Annotated in this window: 4 protein-coding genes; 3 read left to right on the top strand and 1 reads right to left on the bottom strand. The window is 41.2% G+C overall.

Annotated features, from left to right (window positions below; all coding sequences use genetic code 11):
- Positions 1-269: 269 nt before the first annotated feature.
- Positions 270-524 (top strand): hypothetical protein, encoded by a 255-nt coding sequence (locus tag FNW02_RS37835; RefSeq protein ID WP_191762580.1) that lies wholly within the window; start codon positions 270-272, stop codon positions 522-524.
- A 115-nt stretch (positions 525-639) separates the two neighbouring features.
- Here FNW02_RS37835 and FNW02_RS37830 read toward each other — a convergent pair.
- Positions 640-1,658 (bottom strand): IS630 family transposase gene (locus FNW02_RS37830; protein ID WP_191762579.1). Its coding sequence is split into 2 segments (ribosomal slippage): positions 640-1,238 and positions 1,238-1,658, totalling 1,020 coding nucleotides; the frame shifts between segments, so codons are not numbered across the junction.
- An 83-nt stretch (positions 1,659-1,741) separates the two neighbouring features.
- On the opposite strand from FNW02_RS37830, the gene FNW02_RS37825 reads away from it, so the two are divergent.
- Positions 1,742-2,503: a hypothetical protein gene (locus FNW02_RS37825; protein ID WP_191762578.1), complete on the top strand. Its 762-nt coding sequence runs from the start codon at positions 1,742-1,744 to the stop codon at positions 2,501-2,503.
- Between the two features lie 129 nt (positions 2,504-2,632).
- Positions 2,633-2,935, top strand: a complete 303-nt coding sequence (locus FNW02_RS37820) for a hypothetical protein (protein WP_225226317.1) — start codon at positions 2,633-2,635, stop codon at positions 2,933-2,935.
- The last annotated feature ends 89 nt before the right edge of the window (positions 2,936-3,024 follow it).

Raw genomic sequence — 3,024 nt, 5'->3', positions numbered from 1 at the left:
ATTCTTGCAGTGTGCTGCGCTCAATCGCATGATTCATTTAGGTAAACCAGTTAGCTACAAAGTGGAAAATTAATTCGCCCTTCTATTGAGTGAAGTTTATCTTTTTTCCGTTTCATGCAACAAAGCCTTTATTACGTCGAATCAATGCCCCCTGCACTCAAAGAAACCACCAGTTTGAATGACCGATTAGCTTTTGTACCCCAAAAGAATTTGGTGCGGGTGCTTTTTTAGCAATCGCTCTCTGTCTGACGTTTTATTAGGACTGCTATATGAGTTTCTCATTTAACCAAAATGTCTTAATCACCAAAGATCATTCCATTGCCCCAGCTTTCTCTCCTGTTGAGGAGCGACTGCAAACTTTAGTCGAGGCAATGAAGACTTTGGCTGAACTTACAGGTGGTAGGCTCAACCCTGCCCTTGAACAGCATTTTCTCTCCTGTGCCGCCAATCTCTTAGCTGAACACAATCGACAATATGCAAGCGAGTTTGTCACAAAGAAGCCACGGCTAATAGTCAAAAAGTAAAAACGACCGCACACATGAGAGAGAAAAGGCGATCTCTTTCTCCTCGCTTTTGAAAATTACTTCCCAGTCTTTATCTCCAATCACACAAGTCAAAACTATAGCAATCCTAAATGATTCATGAGAAAACACCATATTCATGTAGCTTAGGAAAGTCAAAAATTTGACAATCAATGGCTAATTCAAATAAACCCTTGACTACAGAGAAAGAATGACAAAAAAAGTAAAATTCTCGAATTAGTCTTTTTGCTTGTAACCAGATGTCTTCTACAGGGTTTTGTTGTGGAGCATTCGGGGCAAAGCGCTCACAAGTTATCAACCATTGTTCTTTTTCTAATTCTGCATTGAGCGAGTCTAAATACTCTTTAATTTGCCCTGAACGATGATAACTAGCACCGTCCCAAATAATTAATATTTTTGCTTCAGACCGCAGTGATTGAAGATATTCTAAAAAACCAATTGTTGTCTGAGAATTAGCTTTCTTTGCTTTGTAAATGAAAAATTCCTTTGTTTTATAGTTTAATGCGCCGAAATATGTTTGTTTGCAACGAACGTTGTCTATAGGAACTGATATTCGTTCGCTCGTTTTGCCCCAAACATAACCGTTTACGTCTCCCCACAACAAATGACATTCATCGACCATGAATACGACTAATTTTCCAGATTCTATTTCCTCACGTCGCCCTGCCAGCAGTGTACAAATCTCTTTTTTTTTGACGCGACTAATTCTTCATCATATTTTGGGTTGTGAGCTTGAGTTTTCTTCCAACTGATACGTGCTTCATTAAATAAATCATAGTAGCTTTGCTTTGAGGAGAAAGTAACACCGTATTTGCGGCTGATCTCATACTCTAGCTCATTTAAAGTCCATCTATCTTTGATTAACAGCCACTCTATTACAGACGAACGTTGCTCTGAGCTTAATAGCCCAACACTTCCTTGATGAGCGAGTTTTAAACCTTCTACTCCACTTTGAAAAAATGCTTTTTTCCACTTACTTATAAAACCCGATGAAACTCCTAGTATTGTTATTATCTCTTGATGCTTGTATCCACACAGCAACATCTTGACTGCTATCGCTCGTTGAACTTCACGCTTATCTTGGCTATTTTCAATAAACTCATCTAGCGATCGCATCCACATTACCACTCCTCACCTTAGTCATTAAAACTACTTCTGCTCTTGTACGTATTTTCTCACGAATGATTCCGGATTGCTATATGTCGCAAATCGAAATCGCCAAAATCATAGAACAGATATCTCAAGAAATTCAGATCGATGTCAATGGCCAGGGCAAAGCGAGTGTTCGAGCAACAGCCAGATTAGCAGATGTCAATGATGCTGGATTGCTCAGAAATCTCAGAACTGCTGCTGACAAAACTCACTCTAAACTCGTTGAAAAGCTTATTCGTAAAGGCTTTGAGCCTGCTGAGATTTGGGGGTGGTCTGAATCGGGGATACCCGATATTGCTGTCGCTACTATTATTCATTACTACGGCTATGAAGCTGGTAAGAGATGTACCCTCCAAGCAACATTAGTCTGCGAAGCTTTTGAAAGTATCGGTGTCCGCGCTTGGATTCAAGACAAATTGGGCTGGACTAAACCCGCCGCTCATAGCGAAACAGCGATGACACAAATACAGTTACTCGCCGCGATTGCACAACAGATGGCACTGCAAGAACAGCGTTTATTGGAGCAACAGCAGCAACAGACTGAAATCTTGGCAAGAATTCAAGCAGTTGAAGTTGAACAAGAAAGATTTAACGCCCCTTGTGGACATAAATATAGCATTGTCGGTTTCGCTAATCTCCAAGGTCTGGAGATATCCCGTAAAGAAGCCAGCACTAAAGGTAAGAAAGCCAGTGCATTGTGTCGTCAACAGGGAATAGAAATAGAACGCATTCGTGATCCACGCTTTGGACGAGTTGGTTTGTACCCAGAGAGTGTGTTGATTGAAGTTTTTAAAGCCGAGCAAAACTAAACAGCCCCTCAATCCAGGTGTGGTACTAATTTACTAGTTTCAGATTTTCAAACACACATAAAACGTTTTTTAAGCGGCATCTATCTTCAAGTGCCGCTCTATTGTCCTGCGTCTATTAGAGGAAGGGATATGAATATCATCGATGCACATCAAACGAAAAATCAGTTAGCTCCTAACCACTGGCATGAATGGGTAATCAATTCCGCTGTTGATCCAACGCTTGCTGTACTCAATGTCCGTTCTCTATCTGGCCCATCAATATATGAGTATCTCCTCTTTGCCCTACCACAAACAGCCCGACGTAATGATCTACGATTACGGGACTCCTATTTGAGAAGATATGCCCACGCCACAGAGAGTGCATGGTGGGTAAGTGGACTTGACCCACTCAACAACGGGTGCAACGCGAAAAAGTTGGGTAATGAAGGGTAGTGTGAAAGGCACAAAAAAAAGTAGGATGCCTGGACAAGATGTTTAGGCTGATAGCCAAGCAACCAGGAGTCTCCTACGTTGAAAAGTAA

The organism is Komarekiella delphini-convector SJRDD-AB1 (genome assembly GCF_014831675.1).
Taxonomy (GTDB): domain Bacteria; phylum Cyanobacteriota; class Cyanobacteriia; order Cyanobacteriales; family Nostocaceae; genus Komarekiella.
The sequence above is the reverse complement of the archived record's forward strand: the minus strand, read 5'-3'. Positions and strand labels throughout refer to the sequence as shown.